Source organism: Cellulomonas bogoriensis 69B4 = DSM 16987, from assembly GCF_000767165.1.
GTDB classification, from domain to species: domain Bacteria; phylum Actinomycetota; class Actinomycetes; order Actinomycetales; family Cellulomonadaceae; genus Actinotalea; species Actinotalea bogoriensis.
In genome coordinates, this window is record NZ_AXCZ01000426.1 from 1 (window position 1) to 609 (window position 609).

Genomic DNA, 609 nt, shown 5'->3' on the forward strand with positions numbered 1-609 from the left:
CCACCGGTGGGCGTCCCGCCGGGCCTGTGTACACCGCCCTGGTCCCCACCCAGCTGCACCGGGCGGTCACCGCCGCGACGCACGACCCTGACCTGCGTGCCACGCTCGCCCGCCTGGACGCCGTCCTGGTCGGGGGCGCCGCCACCCCCCGCCCCCTGCTGGAGCGGGCGCGCGGGCTCGGGCTTCGGGTCGTCACCACCTACGGGATGACCGAGACCTGCGGGGGCTGCGTCTACGACGGCGTGCCCCTGCCCGGGGTCCGGGTGGACGTCCGCGACCACGTGGTGCACCTGGGTGGGTCCGTCCTGGCCCGCGGGTACCTGGGGCGTCCCGACCTCGACGACGCCGCGTTCACCACCCTCGAGGGGATGCGCTGGTTGCGCACCACCGACCTGGGCGCGCTCACCACCGCCCGCACGGACGACGGGGTCCGGCTGACCGTGCACGGGCGGGCCGACGACGTCGTGGTCACCGGTGGCGTGAAGGTCCCCCCGGGGCCGGTCGAGGACGCCCTGGACGGGGCCCCGGGCGTCGGGCAGGTGTGCGTGGTCGGGGTGCCCGACGCCGAGTGGGGCCAGGCGCTCACGGCGGTGGTGGTCGCCGCACCCG

At 77.5% G+C, this 609-nt stretch carries 1 protein-coding gene; it reads left to right on the top strand.

Annotation, left to right across the window (positions count from 1 at the left end):
• Nucleotides 1-609: AMP-binding protein (locus tag N869_RS15825; RefSeq protein WP_035063308.1), on the top strand; the 609-nt coding region annotated here is incomplete at both ends.